Raw genomic sequence first — 24,340 nt, forward strand, 5'->3', positions numbered from 1 at the left:
AAATTTAAAATAGTTGGTATACTAATTATCTTTGCAAAAACAAACGAACCCGGACGGGGTTCCACCATTAAAACAATCTATTTATACCATGATTACTACTGACATTTGCATAATTGGAGCAGGCCCGGTAGGCTTATTTGCGGTTTTTGAAGCCGGATTATTAAAGATGCGTTGCCATTTGGTGGATGCCTTGCCACAAGTAGGTGGGCAGTTGTCGGAAATCTATCCGCAAAAACCGATTTATGACATACCCGGTTATCCGGAGGTAAAGGCGCAAGAGTTGGTAGATAATCTCATGGAGCAGATCAAGCCATTTAAGCCCACGTTTTCTTTGGGAGAACGAGTGGACCACCTCAGCAAGCAGGACGACGGCTCGTACATTCTGACAACCAGCGATAAGACACAGATCCATGCGCAGGTAGTGGTGATCGCCGGAGGTTTGGGCTGTTTCGAACCCAGAAAACCGGTTTTGGAAAACCTGGAAAACTTCGAAGGCAAAGGAGTGGCATACATGGTGAAGAATCCGGAGCTATTCCGGGATAAAAAAGTGATTTTGGCCGGCGGAGGGGATTCAGCCCTAGATTGGGCCATTTATCTGTCCGATGTGGCCAAGCGAGTAACGCTGGTTCACAGAAACGAAACTTTCAGAGGCGCGCCCGATTCAGCAGCCAAGGTGTTTGATCTGGCGAATGAAGGAAAAATAGACCTGATCCTTTCTGCCAATCTGAAAGAGCTTGGGGGCAACGGCCATCTCGCTTCGGTATTTTTGGAGGACAAGGCCAAGACCCGAATAAAAATTGATACGGATTACCTGATCCCATTATTTGGTCTAAGTCCAAAACTGGGGCCCATCGCCGACTGGGGACTGACCGTCGACCGGAACGCTATTGAAGTGGATACGAGAGATTATTCTACCGGAGTGGAGCGCATTTACGCCATTGGTGATATTAATACCTACCCGGGCAAATTAAAGCTTATTCTATGTGGATTTCATGAAGCCGCCATCATGATGCAATCGGCTTTCAAGTACGTGTACCCGGACCAGAAATTGAGCTTCAAATACACGACCGTAAACGGAGTCAACTCATTTTAATCGCATTTTTAACCAATGGTAACATTCACCGTAGAAGATCACGATGGCAATCGTCAGGATATTGAAGCACCGGACGACATGGGACTAAGCCTGATGGAGGTACTGAAGGCATCCGAGTATCCCGTTTTGGCCACCTGTGGAGGGATGGCACTTTGTGCCACCTGCCATGTTGAAATACTGGAAGGAAAAAACGGTCTGGGAGAAGCAACGGACATCGAACTGGATCAATTGGAAGCCCTTCCGGAATATTTTCCCAGTAGTCGGCTCGCCTGCCAGATTCGGATCAGCGAGCTGTTGGACGGGGCGGTAATCAAGCTTCGGGGAGAAGACAATTAATGCCTCGTGAAAAAAGGTGAGCGCGCGAGTCACGTTCACTTTTCTTCCTGCTTGGAAAGCAATTTCATCCACCTTCCTACGACTTGTTGAAAGGTTTTTTGTGCAACGGGCTTGGTCAGGTAATCGTCGAAATCGTAGGAATTTGTACCGGTGGGCTGCTGCGGGTAGGCATTTGCGGTAAAGCCAATCACCGGCACCTCTTTACTACCAGGGTATTCCCGAATGGCCTGTAGCAAGTCGTATCCGTTCATCTCCGGCATGTGAATGTCTGTGATAACCAGATCGGGTTTGCTAGCGATAAACATGGCGAAAGCATCTTTTCCATTCTCGGCTTCCAGAACCTGCGCCCCGGGACTCATTTGCTCCAAAAACACCTTTACCAGCATGCGGTTAATGGGATTGTCTTCGGCTACCAGCAGGGTAAAACCCTTGCCACAAGATCCATCCTGCCTGGGGTCTTTTGGGTTTATTGCCGGGGATCGCATCAAAGGACTGTAGGTTTTGGCAAGAAACCCCCTGATTTTGCCAGGGGTTACCGGCTTGTCCATGCTCCCCAAACAGCCGATTTTCGCAAAGTCATCAACGGCATTCTCCCTGTCATTGCTACCCAATAACGGCACAAAATAGGCCTTTCGGTTTGCTTTTTGTGCCAGCCGCATCATCTGCTGAATGGCGTGCGGACTATTGTTTCCCAAAAGCCGATTGTTGACAAAGACCAAGACAGGGTCGGAGCCATGTTCCATGGCAGAAAAGGCTTCGTTGATCGTTTGGAGATGCCTTGCGGGCAGCCCAAAATCTTCCCAATACCTTTTTAGCAGGGCACCTGACGATGCATTTCCATCCAGGATTATTACCTGTGAAAAACGGGATAAATACTCTTTTGACACGGGATTTTCTTTGGCAGCACTCGTTGGAGCACCTACCGAAAGTTCGAAGAAAAAGGTGCTCCCCTGCCCGGGCTCACTTTCCAGTCGAATGCGGCTATCCATTAACGAAAGTAACTTATTGGATATGGTCAATCCCAGCCCCGTGCCGCCAAATTTCTTCGTTGTGGACGAATCTGCCTGTGAAAAGGCGTCGAAAATCTGATCTTGTTTTTCCGGAGCGATGCCAATGCCACTATCGCGAATCGAAAATCTGAGATGCTCGGACCCGGCAGATGGCTGTTCGTTGATGGTTTCTATGGTCAGCACCACCTCCCCCTGCTCGGTAAACTTCAGTGCATTGTTGAGCAAATTAATCAATACCTGCTTGAGCTTGAGCTCGTCTGTTTCAATCTTCTGCGGCACATCCGCATGCATATCCAGCAGCAACTCCAATCCTTTTTGATGGGCCTGAAAACTTAACACATCCACAATGGTCTCTGCCAGTTCGTGCAGGTCGACTAAATCCAGGTTTAGCTCTGCTTTGCCGGACTCAATCTTAGCCAAATCCAGAATATCATTGATCAGATCCAGCAAAGACGAAGCCGACCTCAGGGCCGTATCCGCATACCTCCGCTGTTGTTCGTTCAAGTCGGTGTGGGTCAGGAGTTCGGTAAAACCGATGACTCCATTTAGCGGGGTTCGTATTTCATGGCTCATATTGGCCAAAAACTCACTTTTGGCTTTGTTTGCGTCTTCTGCAATGTTTCTGGCCTGCTCGATTTCTATTCGAAAGTTTTTTTCCTGGGTGATGTCACGCAATACCAGCAAGCTCCCAACCTTGTGCTGATCTTGAGCGCTGACCTTGGATTTGGAAAGAAGGTACCACAGGCTATGACCGTCCTTGAAACGGGTAAATTCCCTCACCTGGTAATAATCGGAGTTGTCGAGCATACCGGAAATTTCCGGCCAATGGGTATTGATTTCCTGCAGTGCTGCAGATTGATGCACTTTTTTGATGCCAAGGATCTTTGCTGCGGAAAGGTTCAACGTCACCAATGCTCCCTGGCTATCCAATACCATAACACCCTCCTGAAGATTATCGAATAGCGTTCGGTAGGCTATAGGAGCAATACGAAAAAGTTTAAAGTTTTTTAATCCAAGAAAGAAGAACAATCCGGTCCCCACAAAGCCCAAAGGGATGGGATCCAGCTGAAATGCTTCATTTCCGGTGAGGTGCCAAATATAGACCAATAAGGGGCTGCAAAGCCCCAGTATCACCGTAAATACCTGCTTCGTGTCCGATGCAGGCACCTCGAAAATACGTTTCACGAGCAGCCACAGACTAGCAAAAATCAGCAAGAGCGTATACCCTTGGTGTACCCAATAAAACCAAGCTTTTTCTGTGACCAGTACTGGAAACAGACCTTCTCTGCTAACGGAGAAAGAGGCATAAAACGAGCCATGCCATTCATTGGTAGCTACCAAAAGCAGGCTTATCAGGGGAATAATCAGAAATACAAGTTTCCTCGGCCCGGCAATCCACCGTTCATTTGCCGTATACGCCATGGTAAAAAAAAGCACCAGTGGGGCAAAGGCCACTGCTCCCAGGTACTGCAGTTTGATCATTGCGATTTTCCAATTCAAAGGCAATAGCATTAACTCCAGTAAGTAGGTAAAGGAATAGACAAAACAAGCAAGCATGATCCATAAAAAATAAGTGTAGGCCTGTTCTCCCTTCTTTTTGCGTGCAAAAAAAAGAAACGATAACGGGACCATAGCTATTGCCAGGAATAAAAAAAACAAGGGATGTACGTGTAAAAAGGAAGGCATGACAAAAAGCGATTCGAAATTTAGAAAGTAATATAAAGGAATAAAACCACTTTTGGTACAATGGAAATATTTTTTTATTCGAAACGCAGGGTCTTTCTACCACCATTGGGTTTTACCCATACGTAAAAAATGATTTCGCAGCTAAATATTTGTTACTGCCGAAGGAGGCAGGAAACAGGCTGTGCTCGATGACATCTACTACGTAGAGGCCGACCGAGACTATGCGAAAATTCACGTCAAAGGAGAGACAATGCTGGTCGTTTACCCGCTTAAGGTTCTGGACCAAAAGCTCCCCGTTAGGCAATTCGTCCGGATACACTGATCGTTTCTGGTCAATGTATGCAAACTGGACGCAGTAGCGGATAATTATCTGGAAATCAACAATACCAGGCTTCCTATCAGCAGGCAACACAAACAGGAACTTCTCAATAACCTCAATACCCTCTCCTAATTACAACTGGGAATACCCGGCGGAGCGAAAAAAAAATGGCTATCCAAAGAATCGACTAATGCCGTAGGTTCGCCGGATAGATTGGCCGCTTCAGGTCCGCAGGAGAGCCTATTGATCTCTCCGGTTATACCAATCGCGAAAAACCACTTTTCGCCACTTCCTCTTCGGGTAGGAGCCGATGGGTTCCTTTTTCGAGGCTTTCCGAGAGCAGCGCAAATACCTGATCCACCGCCTCCCGATAGGAAGCGATAATGTTTTCCGCATGCGCCAGACCGGGATAAAAAGCTGTCCCGGCGAGAAAACCTCGCTGAAGCATCTCGCGTGTAAACAGCGTACGCAGTCGCTCACCGTCCGGATGGCAAAAGCGAAATCCAGCCAGTGCCGGAAAGCCATATACCTCCAAATCCAACCCCCAGGCGGTTCCCAAATCCCTCCAGCACTGCTGCACGCTTTCTCCCCTGGCCTTCACCAAGGCGGGCAGGTCGATTTCATTCATCTGCTCTAGTGTGGCCAGGGCAGCGGTTGGGCCGATGCCCTCGCTCCAGGAAGTACTGCTTAGGAATGAACGATGGGCCCCTTCCATTGCCGTCCGGCTGCCAAGGACTGCCGCGATAGGAAATCCGTTACCGAGGGCTTTGGCAAAAACCGCCATGTCGGGCTTTACCCCATACCGTAAATGCAGTCCTCCCCGATGCATTCGCCAACCAGCGGTAATTTCATCCATAATCAGCAATATGCCGTATTTCAGGGTCACTTCTCGCACGGTTTCCAGGAAACCAGGCAACGGCTCCTCTCTCCTGCCCGGCTCCATAATGACAGCAGCCATCCGGTTACCATGGGTTTTTATGAGCTCAAGGAAAGCCTGGGTATCGTTGTATCGGAAGGTAAAGGCCGTACCGCGCAAATCCTCCGGTACCCCGGCAGGTTCCAGACCGGGGAGCAGGTGCCCGTTCAATGCATCCTCTGTACCGAGGTTTGCTGCCAGATACCAGTCTTGCCAGCCATGGTACCCACAAATCCCCACAAGAGACCTTCCCGTGGTAGCCCGTCCAATGCGTACTGCCAGGGCGCAGGCTTCGCCGCCTCCCCTCGCAAACCGCGCCTGTTCCGCCCATGGATGTAATGCACAAAGCCTGTCTGCCAGGGTTACCTCTTCTGGTGGATTCAGGGAGCAAGTAGAACCTCTTCGGACCCGGCGCATCACCGCTTCATTCACCGCCGGGTGGGCGTAGCCCAGTAAGCAAGCACCTACCGCATTGGTAGAAAAATCGTAGTAACGGATCCCATCCAGATCCCTCACCTCACATCCCCGGGCATCTCTGAAATAAGGAGGCCAATACGCTGGAGCCATGTTTTCGGGTCGTTTGCTAAGCAATTGCACGCCCCCGGGGATACGGGTTTTGGCATGCCGGTACAGGGCCTGATTGACCGGGACCGGTCCGTCCCCGAGACCAGCCAGTCGCATGCCATTGGCGCAAAAAATCTCTTGTTGCTCTTCTTTGTCCAGGGCCATCCACTCACAAGCCTCTTTTAAAGCCCGCAGGGATTCAATGCCCACCAGGCTGGGAGACCCCAATGCTTTATCCCATTTGCAAGCTTCCCCGTCCAGCCAAAAAAAACCATCCCCCAGTGTAATTGATTTTCCCCGCAGGGAGGAGATCGGAAAATCACTACCCCACAGGAGCTTTTGAGGCCCAAAATGATGCAATACCGTCATGATCGCCTGAGGTTCACATATTCCAGACACGTCAAACCAAATATTGGGCAGGTCCTTTAGTACCGCTATACCCGCCGCATGGGGCGCGTGAAACGAACGAGCGGCATGGGCAAGTACCAACTTCAATCCGGGGTAATCCAGGCACATACGACGAATCGTTTTTTGGTTTTCCGGATCGGAAATACCACGGTCTTTTACCAAATGAAGCATGATCACCGCCTGGTGGTCGTGGGCCCATTTCCACCAGTATTCGGGCAAGAATCCGGAAATGGAGCTTTGGAGACTGGGGCGCTCCGGACTATACACATGATAGGGCTTCAGCCCCTTTATCCGGGGGTGCTGCAGGATATCCTCCATCTCTTCCGGATGCATCTCGGGACGTATCAGCGCCAATCCGCGACAATGCGGATATCGATCCAGCTCTGCGCATAAAAAAGCGTTCGCAACCTGCACCTCCACCTCCGGCAAGGGGGCTGGAAAAAAAAGACCTCCCTCCAATCGGCTATTGGGAAACATAGGTTTCACCCGCGACTCCCAAACCGAAATACCCACCGATTCGGGACCTCCCGCCCACAATCCGGGTGCGGGCTTTTTTAAGTCCTCTGTTTGGTAACAATGGGCATGACTGTCCCACATACGTGGCGGAAGAAATTCACGGAGGCTGTCCACCAATTCCCGGTCCTTTTCGGAAAAATCCCAGCCAAAGGCCCCCTGTTTATTCGTTTTCATGGATTCGATGAGTTATAGTTAATCCCCAGGTCCCAGGTAGATTCGTAGAAAGTGTATGGATGTACGGTCTGTATCCGGCCCCTGGTAGTAGTAGACCAATATCTCCCAGGCATCCAAGGCCAAGAGTTGGGGATGACCAACAGAATACCGGGCCATTTCCTCCCAGGCCTCGTCCATGCGCAGGTACTCGCTATCTTGTGGCTTCTGCTCAAAAGTAATCAGTCGTCGGGAGCGATAAAAGGTCTTTCCTTCGTCCCTGCTCAGGTGAAGGTGAATTTCAGGGAATTTTCGCCGATCAATGGATACCAGGACCAGGCGACCGTCTGCCAGTTGCACCGGCCGGCCGGGCTGCCCATAAATCCCGGTATCCTCCGGCTCACTCCAGGTTTTTCCTCCATCGATGCTTTCCGAACGATGAATGTTTTGGTAACGGTTTTTTATTCCGTCAAAGGTCCAAAAGAAATTCACCACCCGCTCTCCTCCGATCACCACCAGCGGGCGCTGATCCCAATAGTACCGACCAGGATGACAGGTGACCACCTGCATCTCCGACCAGGACCCTCCCTGATCCCGGGAAAATAGCATGGCCGAGCGATGATTCCAGGGCATCGGATCCTCGCGGAATTTGTTTATTTCAAACGAACAAATCAGGCTTCCATCCGACAATCTCAGTGGCGGGCCTGTTAACGGCACGGGTCCCTGGGCAGCGGCACTATCGATCAGTACGGGCTCGCACCAGTCCGCGCCTCCATTGTCACTAAAACTATAAAAAATTCGAGTATCTTTCAGACTTTCCGTATGGGGATCAAAAAAGGGCGCTTCCGGATAGCTGGCATCCACCCAATTGGTAACTGCTAACACGCGGTTTGCTCCCAACGCAAGAAAGTACAGGCTATGAGAGTGTCCGGATCTACCATTAATCCCTGGAAGAAGCAAGGGCTCGAAAGGCGGAACCCAAGTCTTCCCCCGATCATCGGACCAGGTCATCATGGCCTTCATGGAGCGTCCGTCTTTCTTTTGGTCCGCGGCGCGAAACCCAGCCAGCCAGCGGCCCGAGGGCAAGACCTCCATTGCCGGAAAAGTAAGGCTTTCCAATCCCAGCGATGCTGGCAATCCACGTATCATTCCTTTATCCAATACCCGCATACGCTCATGGTTGATTAGTCAATTTCGCCGGAGTTCTTGAAAATGGCTGCCTCCCGGCTGCGCTTTTCCATGGTTTCGGTATTCCCAAGCAATCGCACATCCAGAAAACTCAATATCGTGCCCAATAACACACCTACTCCGAGCGAAACGGGGAGAATAAACAATACCTCAATCCCCAAAAATTTAAAAAAGGCGATGGCCACCGCAATGGCAACACTCCCTATCCCGGCAAGAAAGGTCGCCCTTCCCGTGGCAAAGGGAACAAAAAGGGCTAGAAAAAACAGCACAAATAAGGGGGAAACGAAGAGATTAACGACTTTAACAATTACATCGTAGAGGTTTCCTTCTACCTTACTGATTAGCAAACTGAGCAGCAAGGCAAAAACCCCCACGAACAGGGAAAGGTTGCGCACCGCCGCCATTTGTTTCTGAGGCGCCCGTGCTTTGCGGGTAAAGCGCTTGATGAGATCTTCTGAAATGACCGAGGATGTGCTGTTCAAACCTGAAGATAGGCTGGACATGGCTGCTGCCAGGATACCCGCAGCCACCAGGCCGGAAATTCCAACCGGCAATCCTACACGGATAAATTTCGGAAATAGCTGGTCGGCATGAGTGGTTACTGTCTCACCCGGAGCCAGAAAATGGGGAAACGCGGTAAAATAGGCCAACACCGCCAGCCCCACCAAACCCAGTAAGGTTTGTACTACAAACGTCGTAAAAAGGGACACACCAAAAGTCTTGCGGGCGGTTCGGGCATTTTCAGTAGCGAGAAAACGCTGTATGGACATCTGGTCGGAACCCGAAGAAGCCAGGTACCATACAAAGGTGGTCAGCAGGGCATTGCCGATCGTCATGCGCTCCCGGGCATCTACCCCCAACTTCAGTTCGCCCCAATGCGCCAGCCATTCGGTAGGAAACCATGCAGCTACCGACCCAAAAGAGAGGGTCACCACCAGCAAGGTCAAAATGGCCCCACCCATCAGCACGCCCGATTGGATCACATCTGTAAACACCACGGCTTTCAGCCCACCTAGCGTGGTATAAAAAATGGTAATCCCCATCAACAATATGCTAATGATCAATGTATACGACGGATCGACTCCGAAAATTGCCAGGATGGCTGTATGCACCGTAATAAAGATGATCGTACCCATCCACAAAAATCGCAGCGACAAAAAGAAAAAGGTTGCCAGTACCCGTATGCTCACACCCAGATTTATCTCCAAAATCTCGTAGGCGCTGGTGACCCGCAATTTCATAAACCGGGGAATCAGAAACCAGCCCACCACATAATATACCAGCGGAAAAACCAATACGCCGGAGAAGATTACCGGACCGTATTTCACCATTTCTCCCGGATAGGAAAGGTAACTCAGGGAACTAAGCAGGGTAGCAAATAGCGATAAACCGACTGCAACCGGGTTCATCTTTCCACCGCCCAGATAGTAATCCCTTTCACTTTTGTTTTTTCGCGAAAAATAATAACCCACGCCAACCATGCCGGCCAGGTAAGCCGCCACTACGAACCAATCGGCCCAGGCCAGGCTGTACTCCTGCCGTCGGTCCAGCATCAGAATTCCATAGGCAGCCGCGGCCCGAACGTCTGCATTCACCTCCGCCTGCAAATCCTCGCCGGGAACTTCCGCCTCAGGCACCAGCGGGTTTTCGTTTTCGAACAGCGCCACAAGCACCGGTAGGTCCTCGGGACTCCCCGCAGTACCCAATGCATGGGCTATTTCCATTCGAACTCCCTTGGAAGGGGACTCTTTTAGGTCCCGCAGGGCATTTTTTACCTCCCCTAAAATCGGACTGTTTCGTTCTTCCTCCGGTGCATGCATGAGGGCGGCCGATAACAGGTACACCCTGGGAAGGGACGCTTTCGGCTCTTGTAGACCGACCTTGGCTAGTTTTTTCCAGGAAGCCGAAGAAAAAACTCCTTCACTTCGGAGGACAAAAGCTGCCTGAAGCCGGATTATTTCATCTCGTTCAGGATTCAGTGCCAGGTCCAGCAATTGCTCCCAGGCCGCGGCCGAATCGCTACCCTGTAAGGTACTCCACAGGGTGTAGACATACAGGCTGTTTACGGGACCATCTACTACTTCCCGCGTAACTTCCGGTGACAAGTCGGCCAGCGATTCCCCCAGCTTGGCCAGGGTTTCGGCAGCATGTACCCGGTCGGGACCATTTCGGTCTTCGAAGGCCCTAAGGATTTTCTGTATATAGCTATCGCGTGAGGCCGGATCTGCCTGGGCTAACACTCGCCAGACTCCGATGCGATAGGGCGAAAGCTGATCCCATTTCTCTTCCTCCAGCAGAAAGGTTTCCAACACGCCATCGGTGTAGTCCAGCCATAATTTATATTCTGCAGCGTGTACTTTTACCCACTGCTCCTGGTTCTCCATCCCCTGCTGCAGCTCCTGTACCGCGCGCTTCCGGAGTTCCGGGCTCACCGCAGAAGGTCTGGATTGACAAGCCAATGCAAAAAACAGAACCCACGCCCCCATGCTTAGGTTTCGGATTAGCTTCCTGCTCATGCCTGCCGTTGATTCAAGGATTTTACGTAGGCTTTTTTCGCCGCCACGTCCTCTTGGGCGGATTCACCAAAATAAATCCAACCCAGCGCTTTTCGGCTTCGCTCCGGATGCGTATTGGGGGCTGCCCGGTGGATGGTCAGGGCATGGTGTAGCAGCAGGTCCCCGGGTTTGGCCGGAACGTGCACCTCGTCTTTCAAGTCTGCGGGACTTCCAAAATCTACAATCCCTTGTGAAAACCCAACCGTCTGCGTGGCTGCGTGAGTACGCATGCCCTTCTTGTGCGAACCTTTCACATAGCTTACCCATCCATTTTCTTCGTCCACATCTTCCAGCGCCAACCACATGGTCACGGCGCTCATGGGTTTCAGCATAAAGTAATAGCCATCTTGATGCGGAGGGGTAGCCTTCCCAATTTTTGCAGGTTTATTGAAATACTCAAGCGTCTTGCCGGTCACGGGTTCTCCCAGGAGTCTCTCGGCCAATTGAGAAAAGGAACTTTCCAACAGCAAACGTTCGAAAAACGGCGAATAGACGTGCAGGTCCTGAAGCATTTTCAACGTTTCTATCTCTCCCGGAACTTCGTATTTCCTATGTTCTGGTGCCATATCGGAGAGCTGGTCACGAATAAAGGTGTCCAACTGTTCGTTGATCTCCTCCACCTGATTGCGGGATAAAAAGCCCGGTAAGTACAGGTAGCCATCGCGTGAGAATTGCTGAATCTGTTCGTTTTCCTTCGTCATTTCTTCGTGTTTTTTTCTACCCATGGTCCAATGAAGGCCCTTGACAGTTGATTGCAAATTTTCAGAAACAGTCAATTTCCTGGCAGTGGTGCCCGGGATTTCCAGCTTCCCGGCTATTACTACACGCCAAAAACCCTTTTCAACCCTGAGTTTACATGACTACTGCTTTCTAGCTGTAGCCCATCTGCAATCTGTTCGCATCCCGAGGTATGCCAAATCTGCATCGCCGGGCATTTACCTTTTCCCAAATTTTTGGCGGGTACTCAGGATAATGGATTACCATTTTTTTGGAATTGGCTACCCTATCGTACGTATTTCAGGAGAAGGCTGCAAAGAATTCAGCCCAGCAGACCCTTTCCGTTCGCCTGATTGGTAGTCCATTGGAAACCAAAGAATCCGCTCAGGGAATCTCGAGCAATGTGCCGGCAATGTACCTGGAACCGTTTTCTTTGTTAAAGTAGTAGGTGACCAACACCCGGTTTTCGTCGAGAACTACTGCCCAGGGATACCCGATGTCACCGTTCCCTCCATCTTCCCTGAGGACAATTTCTTCGGCGGTGGCAAAATCGGTACATTCCGGGTTTAGTATCCTTGCCCTGATCCCAAATGGCTCGTGTCGGTAGCCATAAACCAAAAGTACCCGGTCATCCGGCAACCGTGTGGCCTGCAGGGGATGCCCCTGAAACCCCATTCCTTGCCAGGTAAAGGATTTTCCTCCATCGGTGGACCGCGCAATGACAGCTTGGTCTTCGAAATTAGCCGTTCGGATAAATGCCACCAAATCTCCTTTCGGCGTTTCATAGATGGACGCCTCGTTGAATAGTACCTCCTCGTCTCTGGCGACGGTGGACAGGTGTTCCCAATTAATACCGCCATCGTCCGAAACGAGTAAGTAATTGGAGGTTCGGCGAGGTGTTTCCCGGTCATTTGCCGCGACCACCCAATAGATACGCCCGTTTTTCCCTTCGTACATGGCTCCACGATTGTAGGCAGGTACCGGATTCCCCATCGGCGTGAAATTGATCTCTGGTTCGATGTGTGGGGGATAGATGGGGTTGGACCAGCGTTTTCCGCCATCGATGGAACGCAGCACGTATCCTCCTAGAAATACGGTACCGGCACGATTCTGAAAGTTCGGGGTAGGTAGGTTTTCCACACCATCTTCCCGCAAAAACGCCCATCCATAACTGGCGCACAGCAAGGTGCCATCCCGAAGTCGCAACAGGCATGGATCTTGAGAGCCTCCGAAATCATGCGCATATAGCAATTCCGGCGCATGGTTCCAGTTGAGTCCGTCTTTGGAAGTCATGTGGACCAGGTAGCTATTGGGATCCACGTGATTGTTTCCCTTTTCTCCAAATGCCACCCTTCGATCGGGCGCACGCCGAAAAGAAAGCAAAAACTCCCCATCCGCCTTTTGCACAATGGAAGGAAAACTGGCGTAGTACATGGAATCCTGGTAGATCACCAGGTCCCGGATTTTTGTCGCGGTGGACCCCTTCGTTTGGGCAACAGTAGGTTGCAAGGCAACAATGACCACAAAAAGGGTTAAGGAAAAAAGGGAAGATTGTCTCATTATGTAATTCGTTTGGGTGTAAATCTTTGTCTATTGCCCGGCATCAGTCGGCACTGGCATAGAAACGGAAAGAAAAAAGATCGGCATCGGACAGTAAAACCCGCATCCGGATTTCTTTACCCGATAATTCCGAAACATCGGCATTGTTGTTCCAATACACGACTTTGGAAATTTCATTTCCGATAAGAGGACGGCATTCCTCCAGAGAGTAGCCGGGCAGCTTGTTTCCCGATGCATCCAGCAATTCGATCCGGACTTCTCCTGCCGCAGACGTGGCGAAATTCAACTCCAGCCTATTACCGGTAAAGGTAAGCGGACGCGTAAGCATTTCCCCACCCGCATAACCTGCCGAAAGGGAAGCCAACCCGTCCAGACGCATGCTGTACCGGAGCAAATGGGCGGAAGGCTGGGCATAATCCTGATTGACATACAGCGACATCTCTGCCGGCCCGGTTTGCACCAGGTTAAGGGCGGGGTAATTGGAACGGGATACCCAGTTCTGAAGACCGATACCGGGCCGGATAAAGGACTCCATAAATTGCCGGTAATAACGGGTTCCTCCCCTTGAGGACATCAAAATGGCGTCGGAGCAGTCGTTATAATACTTTGGATTTACACCCAATTTCTTGGCTTCTTCGTCTGAAACCACCTTTCGATTGGGCATGAAGCGTGCTCCAATAGCCAGGTAAATGTGGGGTGCGCGAAAATAAGGACTGGTCTGCTGGGTGTACAAATGCTCATAGGGCGTATTTCCAAAACCCATCGGCTCCGGTTCGGTCCAGTGGATAAAATCCCCGGAAGTGGTTCTGCTTACCGAACGAAAACCCTGGTATCCTTTACCGGTCCAGGACCGGAAGTAACATACGTACCTGTTCTCACTCTCGGACCAAAAGCTAACGTTTTGCGAGTCGAAGACACCCTGACGAAAAACCGGTTCCTTTTGTAAGCGCTTCCAGTGAATGCCATCGGGAGAAGTAAAGGCAACCAATCCGCTTTTTTGGGTACCTCCCAATGCTTTATAGCGTTCATCCGGTTTGGCAGCGGGGTTGGTGTCAATGAAGGGACTGAAATTATGGGTAATTGGCGCCTCATTTGCCAGGATTACGTTGTTGTTCGTGTCGCCTCCTACTTCGTGGATGCCAAGGTGTGGTTTTTGCCAATGAATACCATCGGTGGACTCGGCATAGCAGGTGACCTCGGCACTGTTGCCATCCTTGCCTGCCGTGGGGACACCGCGGTAATAAGCCTTGAATGTATCCCCATCCTGGAGGATGGTGACGTATGCGGAGAAAGCTCCCTCCCAGGGTAAGTCAAAAGGCAATACCTCTCCTTCGTCCACCGGCGCATGCATCCGCAAGCTGGCACCGTTGAGGGAGTCTATCAGGTGCCCGTCGACAAAAAGTTCGCGGCGGTCAGCGAGAGAGACAGGCTGCTGCCGGGCTTTACTGGCAAAGCAGGTGAGGACACATAAAAACACGGCAAGCAGCCGAAACGTAGGCTTCAACGGGGGAACAAACATCGCTTTTTTTAATCGAAATATAACCAATTTATTTTTTTAGTGCGTTCATCGGGATTTTGGAGAGGTAAATACTCGTTTTGCCCCGGTGACTGGAATAGTAGGCAATCCAAAGATTTTTTTTGTAGAAAACCATTCCGGGGTAGCTGGTATCCCCTCCACTTGATAATTCGATGGTTCTTTTAATCGTCCCGTCTACATCCGTGATGTGGATTGCCGTTTTAGAGCCTGTGTCCCGGTATTCCCGACTTCCGATAACAAGGGTAGACATATTCAAAAAAAGAAAATTAGGCCCTCCCAGTCGCTTGGTAAGTTTGGAAGTCGTCCAGTCGACGTAGGGATAATCGCTTTTTGCAAGAACCCCCATTCTATCGCCGGCTTCTCTCCGAACCAATACAAACATTTTCCCCTTGTTATCGAAACGAATTGTCGCTTCATTCGGGTTGCCGTCAATGGGCAATTGGGAAAGATGGTCAAAGTGTATGCCGTCACTGGTCTCAAGCAAATGTACTTCCCAACCCGAGGGTTTGATCTGGTAGAGGATTCCATAGCCGGTACCCTTATGCCAGGTAAGGCTCCATATCCAGTCCAATGAGGATGGCAGGTCCACGGTTACCTTTTGCAGGGCTGTAAAATTCTCTCCATGGGAATCCGAAAACGAAACCATTGGATACAGTGTGGTATACCCCTTTTCGTACACGCCTACAGCCGTCAAAACCATAATACGGCCGTCCGGAGTAATGGACAAACGGGCCTCTCGCACATCCATATCCCGCTTTTCCAGCAGGCCTACAGGTTGCCAGTTCTTGCCGTCTTTGGATTTTATAATTCTAATTGCGCCGCTATTGTCCGGCATGTGATCGTTTCCCTCGCGGAGAGCGATGTAAAATTCCCCACGGTACCTAATCATATCTGGAAAGGCATTGTGAGGAGCACGATCCCAGATTTTCACCGCATCCACCGAAGGGATTTCTTGGGCAAGGCCGGCGAAAAGGCTTAGTGAGATGAGTACAGACGTTAGTAAAAGGTATTTCATGGTGGCTTGCTGTTAAACGGTTCTTATTTACTACTGAAAAAATCTGGAAAAATCCCCTCCAGTTGCTTTCTTTTTTTACTTTGGCTGATTAAAACATACCCCGATAACACCAGCGAGGCCAAGCACCTACCTTTTCCTCCTCTTTTCATAGAAAATAACAATACGATATTTCAGTCTGGCATGCAGCATATTAAGCGGACGTAAGCTGACCGCTTCACCGATGGTACCTGTACGCCTCTCGGTGATTGCTCCGATACGAATAACGACCCGCCCTTACTCACATGGGGTGAAAAAAATCGAAAGGGTAGTCCGTACGTCCAGGGCTTGATTGCAAAAGCCCCGGTTCAAATTTCTCCAAATGCATCCGACTGCGCCCCTACGGAAGGCCATTCGCTACCTAAGAATTGGCTCGTTTACCAGAGAAAAACAAGCATCTTTCCTTACGAATCAGCTGCCGGAGTCAAAAAATCACTTGCTCCACGAATTTACTCCATCTCTTTTCGAAGGATAAACTTGGCCTTAACCAATTGGTTCTTCACTGTGTTTTTTGAAATCATTAAAATATCTGCAATTTCATTGTAGGACTTCTTTTCAAAATAGTTCATCTCCAAAATCTTTCGCCGCTTTGGCGATAAACCTTCGATGATGCGTTCCATTTTCGTCAACTGCGCCTCCTTCACCTGTTCGCACTCATCCGTCTCCTGATGAATGCGTTCCCAAAACCGTTCCTTCAGGTGGTTGTTCTTGTTGAGGGCCTTTAAGTAATCGAAGATTTCGTTTTTTACGGAAGTGAATACGTACGAATTGAAATTCAATTCCGGTCGAATTTTGGTCCTCCGCTTGAGGATTTTCATAAATACCTCGTGGTAGATGTTTTCCGCCTCTTGCTCATCCTTGATAATGGAAACACTGAAACGGATTACCGGAATACGGTAATATTGGTAAATCTTTTCGAAGGCCTTGCGGTCTCCATTTCGAAAACCATCCAGCAAATTTTTGTCAGGTTGTTCCATATCCTTGTTCGTTAAGTTGGTATACGCCGTCCGGAACCCTCCTTTCACCTCGGAAATGGAAAGGCTCCCTTTATTTTTTTATGAATATGAAGCTTTAAACCCAAATTTTCTGCGCAAATCACGTATATAAATCTTCAATTTGCGAATTTAACAAGTTCATTAAGGATTGGAAATGAAGTATTTAACAAATTCATAACAAAAGATTAGCCGAATGATTGATAATACCACGTTAAAATCCGCTTCTCATTAAAATAGTGTTAATTTTTCGTGCATATCGGGCCACTCGCAAAAAAATACGGTTTTTTCACAAAAAACGTCAACCGAAGGACCATCCTGAAGGGAGTATTTCCTGGCTTTGAGGCACCCGGAACAAGCCCCACAAGGATCACCGACCTGTCAGGCACTCAGGAGGGGCTTTTCGAGCCGCTGCTTTATTCCACAAACAACTTATAAATCGGTGAATCCGTCTACAGAAATTTATTGATCCGGATGTTTTTTGGATCGCTTTTTGACCAGCCTTAGGTAATAATAATTATTCCCCGTTTCCTTTCCGCTAAAAGGAAAAGAAAGGGTGGCGAAAACATACTGTCAACAATGAAAACGATTCCAACAAATTTATCAATTTTCCTGCACTACCTGAATTGGGAATCCGGCAACGTGCACGTGAAAGAACGACTGGAAAACACCTATGGATGGTTACAGTCTAAACTCTCCCGAATCGCAGATCACGAGCTGATCAACGAGCTTCAGGCCAATCCATCGGATCCAGAAGTGCAGCGGCGTTGGCGGGAGATCCTCGACGAGGCGGCGGACGAAGACGATCTGTTTTCCGAAGAATTAAGCGTGAGGCTAAAAGAAACGGTGGAGCAGATACAAAGCCACGATCCGAAGGGGTACCAAACCTTAGTGGCAAAACAAAAAGGCCTGCGTTCAGCAAACCAATAAGGGGAACGCGAAAAACGATACCAAATAGGATCGCGTAGACGATGCGGTCAATCAATCCCATCGAGTTTCCAGGCTGATCGGAAAGCAATCGAACCAAAACGAGCGAAAGCCACTGCAACGGGTCCTATGGAAGCGGTTTCCTGCCAACAACCGGGGCGAAAAAAAGCGCCATCTGCGTATGCGTAAGGTGTAAAAAATGGAAAATCACCCGCCCCGCCGTGCGTACAGACTACCAAAAAATACCGGGTTATTTTTTTGTGCTTGGGGTGATTTTGCCCCCAAGCGAGAACAGCGGGACCCGGTCAATCGCAACTTAAAGGGTCGAATATCTACACCAAAAGCATTTTTCTCTCCCCAAAGCCTCCAACCAAAAGGACCTTTTTGTCTGACCCAGGGGCAATCGTTCTCCTATTGGCCCGCTCTTGAAACCACTGCTGACCGCGTATCCGCCGTCACGGTATTACTTCCCCTTCCGGTAGCATCAAAAGCCCGGATTCGTACGGCACCTTTTAGCGGTAGGGGAGATTCGTAGCGCTGAGAAGCCGGGGTTGGTTCGGTCCCGTCGGTAGTATAGCGAAGTTCAAGTCCGGGAAAATTTACGTTTGCATACAGGCTATCATTTTCTACCCTCACGCCGGGAGGTGCGATCCGGTAATTATATCCCCCGTTCCAGCGGGCCAGTTTGGGATACTCTCGTTGGGCCAGGGTATTGGCAAAGCGATTCCATCCTTGTGCTATGGCTTCATCCATTTCCCCAAGATCGGTTTCCTTTTCCCAATCCCGTTCCTTTGCCCAGGAACTCTCGGCAAAACCGAGCAGTTTGGGAAAAATATAGTACTCGGCCATCTTTTCCCCCTTGACGGTTTCCGACCAAAGTTGTGCCTCCAATCCCATGATATTTTCTTTTGCCTCCGGATGGATGCGGACCATGTTTTCAAATTCTTTTTCCCGATCAATCGTCCTCCCCATGCCGCTGGTATAGGTGGTTTTAAACCAATCGAACGGAGCAAAGGTCCAGGCATCTTTGGTATCTACAAATCCCGCCCAATACAAGCCCGGCTCGGTGGGATCGTTTGAATAGGCCAGGTCGAAGTAAAAATTAGACACATTGCATAGCACCACTTCGTACCCCTGATTGGCCAATTGGTAACCCAGGTCCGGATAATCAAACATGTTGTTCCAGATGTAGGGAATCACGTTTCGACCTACGAATTCGGGATTGGGCCGGTAGGCGCCTGATTCATCTTTCATCAAGGTCATTTCCTCCCAAACGTGTACCTCCAAGCCACGCTTTTCCAGACGCTTCAGAAGCTCACGGAAAAAGAAGGCCTGCAGGTTTTTCATGTCCTGTATATCCGGTAGGTTTTCCAGCAACAAGGCTGCCGAGGGGGAATCGCCGGGAGATTCTTCCAGCAGTTCGGCAACCATAGGAGATTCGGTCCAGGAGCCGACCGGTACTTCATCTCCGCCCGCGTGCATTTTTTTCAGCTCCAGCCCTGCCTCCCGGTACATCAAGGCCAATTCATCCACCACTTTTTCATAGAAACGGTAGGTGGATTCCCTTACGACACTGACCACGTTGTCCTTGTAGGCTTGTGCAGACAGGTACTTCGAGCGGTCCTCCGGGTCGATCAGGCGGTACTCTTCGGCAGCCACCCTATCACCGGCCTTCATAAACTTATGGTACCTGGCTTCCATGGACTTAATGGCCGCCCGGGCATGTCCTGGAAAATTGAGCTCCGGAATAATGGTGATGTGACGTTCCCTCGCATACCTAAGTATGTCGATGAATTCCTCCCGGCTATAGAAGCCACTCCCGTGACTGCCTTCTGCATAAGCCTCGGGACCCGAACCGTACCCGGGGTGGAGCGCAGGAGCGGCCATTCCTTCCACGTGCTGACGCTGCCCGCCCACTTCGGATAACTCCGGTAGTCCGGGGATTTCTACCCGCCAGCCCTCGTCTTCGGAGGTGTAAAAAAGAAAATGATTCAGTTTGTAGTGGGCCATCATGTCCAATGCCTTTTTGATGGTCTCTTTGGTTTGAAAATTTCTGGCCACGTCCACATGCAAGCTCCTAAACCGAAAGCGGGGAGCGTCTTCTATGTAGACAAAAGGTACTTCCAAGGGTGCATCCTCTCCAAGGTAAATATCCGGTCCCAGCAGGGAGAGCAAACTCTGCACACCGTAAAAAACGCCCGCAGCATCGCCCCCACTGATGGAAACACCCGATTCGTCCACCTCCAGGCGGTACGCTTCCTGCTGTTTTCCATCCACGCGTATATTCGAGAGCGAAAGCCGAATAGCCGCCCCCCCTGCCGCTTCGGCATTGCTTCCAAGATCCAGGCCAGTCAGACTTCTGATCTTTTCCTTGAGGTAAGCGGCCTCGTTTTCCAATCCTTCCTGATACGCAATGGTCATAGATGGATCGATCGAAAATGTTCCGTTTCGCTTTTCCATACGATAGGGACTGGGGATGATGGGCAACAAATCCGACTCGTCTACCTGACGCAGGCGGGCGTTCTCGGCATATAGCCGGGCGGGACTGAACGGTTCCTCCTCGTCTGCGCCACCACGCAAAAGCTGCTCCTCACGCACAAAGGGCCGGACTTTCCAATGGTCCACCGGAACGGTAGCTAGCTCTTGCTGATCCGGGCCGTAAAAGACCATGTATAGCCCCATCGGAGCGTCCGTTTCCTTTATCACACCCTCGACGCCCGTGTAGGCAATTTCCAACTGCTCGCCAGGACCAAGAAAAAAACCCTTATCCGGACGGAGTTCGTACCAATCACCGTTGAGATGAGTAATGGTTGCCTGTGTACTGTTTAGGATCGTTCGCGGAGACATATTGAAAAACAAGGCCCAGCCTTCGTCTTCCAGCGGCTCGTCTCCCTTGTTTTCAAAGAGAAAACGAGCCTTAAACTGCCCCTCCTCACCGGTAAAATTGCTCACCAACTCCCATTCCAGGTGAAGCTGATCCACGGTTTGCTGCCAGGAAGGCGACGACTCGCAGGCCACAAACAAAAGACTTAGAACCAGTAGCAAAAAGGAAGGTGCGGATTTATTCATAATTCAAAAGATTTAAATAGCCTTATTATTACCGCAAATGGTATTAAATTGACTATTAAACGAACCTAAATTAATTTTATGAAGCCAGCCCGATTGATCTCTCTGGATGCGTTGAGAGGATTTACCATCGCAGCCATGATCCTGGTCAACTATCCCGGTACCTGGGACCAGGTCTACCCTCCCCTCTTGCACGCATCCTGGAATGGCCTGACGATGACTGATTTTATCTATCCCTTTTTCCTGTTTATCGTCGGGGTTTCCATTGCTTTTGCCTATTCCAAACGACTCGAGGCTGGCTTTCCCAAGGGGGAAATGTACAAAAAAATACTGACCCGTTCCCTTAAAATTTTCCTCGTGGGTATCTTTCTGAACCTGATTCCTACCTTTGACTTTTCAGACATGCGTATCGCTGGCGTGCTGCAGCGAATCGCTATCGTCTTTCTGGCATGTGCCCTTCTTTTTTTAAACAGCGACTGGAAAAAGCAAGCCTACCTGGCCGGTAGTATTCTCCTCGGCTACTGGCTTGCCATGACCCTGATCCCCACGCCGGATGAGGGAGTTGTGATGCTGGAACCCGGACGAAACCTGGCCGCATGGATCGACCGTATCCTGCTTCCCGGGAAAATGTGGGAGGGCACCTGGGATCCGGAAGGTCTATTCAGCACCTTTCCCGCAGTCGTTACGGGCATTTTGGGAATGTTGGCAGGGCGTATCCTGCTTTCCGATAAAACCCAACAGCTGAAAGCCAATTACCTGATGGCGCTGGGTTTGCCGCTGATCCTGCTGGGATTGCTATGGGCCCAGGTCTTCCCAATCAATAAACACCTCTGGACCAGTTCCTTTACCTTGGTAACCGGCGGAGCGGCGTTTTTGGCACTTGGCGCCTGTTATTTTCTGGTAGACATTTTGGGGAAACAAAAAGGTACCCGTATCGGCATTATTTTCGGAGCCAATGCCATTACCGTTTATGTACTGGCGGATGTCCTCTCCCTGGTATTTTACGGATGGGAGATTGGGGGAGAATCGCTAAACATCCATTTTCTGACTGCCTTTTCCAGCATCGGATTACCTCTGAAATTTTCCAGTATGGTCTATGCCCTGCTTTTCGTAGGTATCAACTTTATCCCTGCCTACCTGCTGTATCAACGAAACATATTCATCAAATTATAGCACCATGACCTCCTACCCACTCGTACGCTGCCTTCTCGTTTTCGTCGGTCTTTTTGGTTTTTTGACGACTTCTTTGGCCCAAACGGGTAGCGTACATGAACCGGTCCGCTATATTGGCGGGAATAGCATTGATCCAGATGTGCACGAAGGGAGGCTTCGGTACGCCGTCGGGGTAGAAAGCAGGCAAACCCTGCGGGTAAACCGCAGCCAACCGGAACTGGCCGATGGCTTTGGCTGGACCTACAGCCATGCATCCAACCTGGCCTATTGGGAGGGTACGTTTTTCCAACAGTACTTGAGCAATCCCGTGGACGAGCACATATCCCCCGGACAAACCCTGTTGATACGGTCGGATGATGGGCGACACTGGTCCAAACCTATCGTGCTTTTTCCGCCCTACCCTGCACCGGAGGGCGTGCAGATACCCGAAGGCTACGAGGGATACATGATGCACCAGCGGATGGGATTCTATGTGAGCAGCGGCGGTAAACTACTCAGCCTGGCCTTCTATGGTCATTCAGAAGACCCTTTCGAAGCAGGTGGTATTGGTCGGGTTGTCCGCGAAATAAAAAAAGACGGAAGCTTTGGCCCCATCTACTTTATACGGTACAGCAGCCACACCGATTGGAACGAAAGCAACACGGCCTTTCCCTTTTTTACAACATCTCCCGATCCCGAATTCATTCGTGCCTGTGAAGAATTGTTGGAAAACACCCTGATCACCCTGCAGTGGAGAGACGAAGACAATGGACTGGACGGGTTCTATACCGGAGAGCGTGGCGGTTCTGCTTTTTCGTATTATACACGGAAGGACGGAAAAACGATCGGCTTTTGGAAGCGTTCGATGGTCGCTATTTCCGAAGATAAGGGCCGATCCTTTAGTCCTTCCGTGAAAGTTCCCACGCTCACCATGGCCGGAGGCAAGGTCTGGGCGCAGCAGACCGCTGACGAGCGCTATGCCTTGGTGTACAATCCCATTGACATCGATGAATACCGGTATCCACTGATCGTGATCGGTTCCGATGACGGAGTTATTTTCGATGACATGGTACTGGTTCAAGGAGAGGTCCCTCCCCGCCGGTTTTACGGGAGATGGAAAGATTTCGGCCCTTGTTATGTCCGCGGGATCGTGGCCGGAAACGGAAACCCTCCGGGAAAAGACATGTGGCTAACCTACAGCATGAACAAGGAGGACATGTGGGTCAGCCGGGTTCCCACTCCCATACGGTATGCAGTCGATGGACCCATTTTTGAGGACTTTGATGCCCTGCATGCCAAGGGTTCCATTCCGGATTGGAACATCTATGCACCCCTTTGGGCACCGGTACAGGTAGTCCCTTCCCCTTCTGGCGAGGGAATGGTGCTGGAGCTTGCGGACGAAGATCCCTACGATTATGCCAGAGCCATCCGAGTTTTTAAAGAAGGCCAGGAGGTTGCCCTGGAATGGGAATTCATGGCTTCCAGCGGTGAAAATGGCCGACTGGAAATGGACATCACCGATCGGTATGGCAACCGTCCCGTGAGAATCACTTTGGACGAAGAACGGAATCTCAGCTACTGGTCGGGCCACGAAAGGAAGATACTGGGAAGGGTGGAAGCGGGTACCTGGCAGCACCTGAGCCTCCAGGTGGTGGCGAGACCCGAAGGGCATTTTTCACTTGCTTGGAATGGGGAGACCATTGCCGACCACATTCCCCTGACAGTGGCCGTAAAGTCTATTGAACGGCTGTCTTTCCGAACTGGCCCCTACCGGAACCTGCCCGGTAGAAAAACGCCAAACGAAGACCCGGTCCCTCCCCTGCCCGGTGCCGATGAAAAAGTACCGATGGCGCGGTTTTTTATCGACCGGGTTGGTATTCGCCCCTGATTTGATCGGGCCTTTTCCCCGACAGGGAAAACGTTTGGATGAGGGTTACGTTTTTTTGGCGTTGGTACCAATCGTTGCACACAAACTCGACCTGCTCAAAATGCTGGCAACCGAAAAAATGATCCCGATAGTGATCCAGGAGCGCCAAAACATCTGTAGTTTGTGTTCTCGAAACGGGCTTTTGAAAACGTATCAGGGTGCAATGCGCGGTCACCAAACGGTACCGTTGGTCCAGAGATTGCTCCAGACCGGAGTGTTTGAACAGTCTTCGCAGATGCTCCCTGCTCTCCTCCAGATAGGCGTCTAGCGGATACCCCTGAATCATCAAACAGGAGGAGGAGGCGAATACACCCTTAAATTCGATCTGTATGGGGGGGATGTCTCGGAGGGACTCTTCAATCCGTTCGATATAGGCCGGAAGATCGACCGCGCCCAGACGAAACTCCGGGTAGCAGGACACCAGCGGCATGAGGGTCACGTGCATGTCTGATGGCGGGTAGCCATGATGCCCGGGGGCCAGGCGCTGTACCGCCTCCACGAACCCTGAGAAAGACCGCAGCAGGTTGGTATTCGGCCGCAATAATAGCGTGAGCCCTTTTCTTGTATCTGTCGGATCCAGCAGGAGAGGATCAAACGAAAATCCTTCCTGCCTGATCCGGTTCAGTGCTTCCCCGTGCAGGCGGCGGTAGTGTGCTTTCAGATCCATCTT

The 24,340-nt window shown here is 50.5% G+C and carries 17 protein-coding genes; 6 read left to right on the top strand and 11 right to left on the bottom strand.

What is annotated here, in order from left to right; genetic code table 11:
- The first annotated feature begins 88 nt into the window (after positions 1–88).
- Positions 89–1,093: an NAD(P)/FAD-dependent oxidoreductase gene (locus ABWH99_RS19250; protein ID WP_375583437.1), complete on the top strand. Its 1,005-nt coding sequence runs from the start codon at positions 89–91 to the stop codon at positions 1,091–1,093.
- 15 nt (positions 1,094–1,108) lie between these two features.
- The gene (locus ABWH99_RS19255) at positions 1,109–1,429 is read left to right on the top strand and encodes a 2Fe-2S iron-sulfur cluster-binding protein (protein WP_375583438.1); all 321 of its coding nucleotides are present in this window, start codon (positions 1,109–1,111) and stop codon (positions 1,427–1,429) included.
- Between the two features lie 35 nt (positions 1,430–1,464).
- On the opposite strand, the gene ABWH99_RS19260 is transcribed toward ABWH99_RS19255, so the two are convergent.
- Complete coding sequence (locus ABWH99_RS19260; RefSeq protein ID WP_375583439.1) at positions 1,465–4,125, bottom strand: histidine kinase N-terminal 7TM domain-containing protein; 2,661 nt, start codon at positions 4,123–4,125, stop codon at positions 1,465–1,467.
- 181 nt (positions 4,126–4,306) lie between these two features.
- On the opposite strand from ABWH99_RS19260, the gene ABWH99_RS19265 reads away from it, so the two are divergent.
- Positions 4,307–4,447: a LytTR family transcriptional regulator DNA-binding domain-containing protein gene (locus tag ABWH99_RS19265; RefSeq protein WP_375583440.1), complete on the top strand. Its 141-nt coding sequence runs from the start codon at positions 4,307–4,309 to the stop codon at positions 4,445–4,447.
- Between the two features lie 253 nt (positions 4,448–4,700).
- On the opposite strand, the gene ABWH99_RS19270 is transcribed toward ABWH99_RS19265, so the two are convergent.
- From ABWH99_RS19270 to ABWH99_RS19305, 8 genes are all read right to left on the bottom strand, one after another.
- Entirely contained in the window at positions 4,701–7,022 is a 2,322-nt protein-coding gene (locus ABWH99_RS19270; protein WP_375583441.1) for an aminotransferase class III-fold pyridoxal phosphate-dependent enzyme, read from the bottom strand.
- A gap of 18 nt (positions 7,023–7,040) precedes the next feature.
- A complete protein-coding gene (locus ABWH99_RS19275; protein WP_375583442.1) occupies positions 7,041–8,168 on the bottom strand; it encodes a sialidase family protein in 1,128 nt (375 codons plus the stop codon).
- Positions 8,169–8,182: 14 nt separating this feature from the next.
- Entirely contained in the window at positions 8,183–10,702 is a 2,520-nt protein-coding gene (locus ABWH99_RS19280; RefSeq protein WP_375583443.1) for a sodium/solute symporter, read from the bottom strand.
- Positions 10,699–11,442: a phytanoyl-CoA dioxygenase family protein gene (locus ABWH99_RS19285; RefSeq protein ID WP_375583444.1), complete on the bottom strand. Its 744-nt coding sequence runs from the start codon at positions 11,440–11,442 to the stop codon at positions 10,699–10,701. The genes ABWH99_RS19280 and ABWH99_RS19285 overlap by 4 nt, the downstream gene beginning before the upstream one ends.
- Before the next feature lie 400 nt (positions 11,443–11,842).
- Complete coding sequence (locus ABWH99_RS19290) at positions 11,843–13,018, bottom strand: sialidase family protein (protein WP_375583445.1); 1,176 nt, start codon at positions 13,016–13,018, stop codon at positions 11,843–11,845.
- 43 nt (positions 13,019–13,061) lie between these two features.
- A complete protein-coding gene (locus ABWH99_RS19295) occupies positions 13,062–14,537 on the bottom strand; it encodes a hypothetical protein (protein WP_375583446.1) in 1,476 nt (491 codons plus the stop codon).
- A 28-nt stretch (positions 14,538–14,565) separates the two neighbouring features.
- Positions 14,566–15,570: a hypothetical protein gene (locus ABWH99_RS19300; protein ID WP_375583447.1), complete on the bottom strand. Its 1,005-nt coding sequence runs from the start codon at positions 15,568–15,570 to the stop codon at positions 14,566–14,568.
- 485 nt (positions 15,571–16,055) lie between these two features.
- Positions 16,056–16,583 (bottom strand): RNA polymerase sigma factor, encoded by a 528-nt coding sequence (locus tag ABWH99_RS19305; RefSeq protein ID WP_375583448.1) that lies wholly within the window; start codon positions 16,581–16,583, stop codon positions 16,056–16,058.
- Between the two features lie 594 nt (positions 16,584–17,177).
- On the opposite strand from ABWH99_RS19305, the gene ABWH99_RS19310 reads away from it, so the two are divergent.
- Complete coding sequence (locus ABWH99_RS19310; RefSeq protein ID WP_375583449.1) at positions 17,178–17,528, top strand: hypothetical protein; 351 nt, start codon at positions 17,178–17,180, stop codon at positions 17,526–17,528.
- Positions 17,529–17,936: 408 nt separating this feature from the next.
- Here the strand turns inward: ABWH99_RS19310 and ABWH99_RS19315 are convergent, their stop codons facing one another.
- A complete protein-coding gene (locus ABWH99_RS19315; protein ID WP_375583450.1) occupies positions 17,937–20,594 on the bottom strand; it encodes a family 20 glycosylhydrolase in 2,658 nt (885 codons plus the stop codon).
- Positions 20,595–20,672: 78 nt separating this feature from the next.
- Here ABWH99_RS19315 and ABWH99_RS19320 point away from each other — a divergent pair, with 78 nt between their 5' ends.
- On the top strand, positions 20,673–21,764 hold the full coding sequence (locus ABWH99_RS19320) for an acyltransferase family protein (RefSeq protein WP_375583451.1): 1,092 nt from the start codon (positions 20,673–20,675) through the stop codon (positions 21,762–21,764).
- 4 nt (positions 21,765–21,768) lie between these two features.
- Positions 21,769–23,631 carry a hypothetical protein gene (locus ABWH99_RS19325; protein ID WP_375583452.1) on the top strand — a complete coding sequence of 621 codons (1,863 nt, stop codon included), beginning with the start codon at positions 21,769–21,771 and terminating at the stop codon, positions 23,629–23,631.
- On the opposite strand, the gene ABWH99_RS19330 is transcribed toward ABWH99_RS19325, so the two are convergent.
- Positions 23,603–24,337 carry a 2'-5' RNA ligase family protein gene (locus tag ABWH99_RS19330; protein WP_375583453.1) on the bottom strand — a complete coding sequence of 245 codons (735 nt, stop codon included), beginning with the start codon at positions 24,335–24,337 and terminating at the stop codon, positions 23,603–23,605. The two genes, ABWH99_RS19325 and ABWH99_RS19330, sit on opposite strands and share 29 nt — an antisense overlap.
- Positions 24,338–24,340 lie beyond the last annotated feature (3 nt).

Origin of the sequence: Cyclobacterium xiamenense (assembly GCF_042140265.1) — a bacterium.
Classification (GTDB): domain Bacteria; phylum Bacteroidota; class Bacteroidia; order Cytophagales; family Cyclobacteriaceae; genus Cyclobacterium; species Cyclobacterium xiamenense_A.

Excerpts from the sequence above, each read along its gene's own strand:
- ABWH99_RS19325 (WP_375583452.1), top strand. The coding sequence starts at position 21,769 with ATGACCTCCTACCCACTCGTACGCTGCCTTCTCGTTTTCGTCGGTCTT.
- ABWH99_RS19260 (WP_375583439.1), bottom strand. The coding sequence starts at position 4,125 with ATGCCTTCCTTTTTACACGTACATCCCTTGTTTTTTTTATTCCTGGCA.
- ABWH99_RS19275 (WP_375583442.1), bottom strand. The coding sequence starts at position 8,168 with ATGCGGGTATTGGATAAAGGAATGATACGTGGATTGCCAGCATCGCTG.
- ABWH99_RS19320 (WP_375583451.1), top strand. The coding sequence starts at position 20,673 with ATGAAGCCAGCCCGATTGATCTCTCTGGATGCGTTGAGAGGATTTACC.
- ABWH99_RS19285 (WP_375583444.1), bottom strand. The coding sequence starts at position 11,442 with ATGACGAAGGAAAACGAACAGATTCAGCAATTCTCACGCGATGGCTAC.
- ABWH99_RS19315 (WP_375583450.1), bottom strand. The coding sequence starts at position 20,594 with ATGAATAAATCCGCACCTTCCTTTTTGCTACTGGTTCTAAGTCTTTTG.
- ABWH99_RS19330 (WP_375583453.1), bottom strand. The coding sequence starts at position 24,337 with ATGGATCTGAAAGCACACTACCGCCGCCTGCACGGGGAAGCACTGAAC.
- ABWH99_RS19310 (WP_375583449.1), top strand. The coding sequence starts at position 17,178 with ATGAAAACGATTCCAACAAATTTATCAATTTTCCTGCACTACCTGAAT.
- ABWH99_RS19280 (WP_375583443.1), bottom strand. The coding sequence starts at position 10,702 with ATGAGCAGGAAGCTAATCCGAAACCTAAGCATGGGGGCGTGGGTTCTG.
- ABWH99_RS19290 (WP_375583445.1), bottom strand. The coding sequence starts at position 13,018 with ATGAGACAATCTTCCCTTTTTTCCTTAACCCTTTTTGTGGTCATTGTT.
- ABWH99_RS19255 (WP_375583438.1), top strand. The coding sequence starts at position 1,109 with ATGGTAACATTCACCGTAGAAGATCACGATGGCAATCGTCAGGATATT.
- ABWH99_RS19270 (WP_375583441.1), bottom strand. The coding sequence starts at position 7,022 with ATGAAAACGAATAAACAGGGGGCCTTTGGCTGGGATTTTTCCGAAAAG.
- ABWH99_RS19250 (WP_375583437.1), top strand. The coding sequence starts at position 89 with ATGATTACTACTGACATTTGCATAATTGGAGCAGGCCCGGTAGGCTTA.
- ABWH99_RS19305 (WP_375583448.1), bottom strand. The coding sequence starts at position 16,583 with ATGGAACAACCTGACAAAAATTTGCTGGATGGTTTTCGAAATGGAGAC.
- ABWH99_RS19300 (WP_375583447.1), bottom strand. The coding sequence starts at position 15,570 with ATGAAATACCTTTTACTAACGTCTGTACTCATCTCACTAAGCCTTTTC.
- ABWH99_RS19295 (WP_375583446.1), bottom strand. The coding sequence starts at position 14,537 with ATGTTTGTTCCCCCGTTGAAGCCTACGTTTCGGCTGCTTGCCGTGTTT.